Below are 263 nucleotides of genomic sequence, written 5' to 3' on the forward strand. Positions count from 1 at the left end.
GATGTAGGTTTACCTGATCTCGACCCAAATAACTGGGTGGTTTCACAGCAACGTTTATATCTGAAAGCGCTAAAAGATATGGGGATCAAAGGTTTCCGTATTGATGCGGTAAAACACATGAGCCAGTACCAAATCGATCAGGTATTCACGTCTGAAATTACTGCGAACATGCATGTGTTTGGCGAGGTGATTACCAGCGGTGGAGCAGGGAACAGCGGCTATGAGTCGTTCTTAGCGCCGTACCTGAATAATACTAATCACTC

1 pseudogene is annotated in these 263 nt (G+C 45.2%); it reads left to right on the plus strand.

The window, feature by feature from the left end:
- Positions 1 to 263: pseudogene (locus AB4512_RS22655) on the plus strand (alpha-amylase); the annotation flags it as partial.

The organism is Vibrio sp. 10N.222.52.B7 (assembly GCF_041474275.1).
Classification (GTDB): Bacteria; Pseudomonadota; Gammaproteobacteria; order Enterobacterales; family Vibrionaceae; genus Vibrio; species Vibrio crassostreae_C.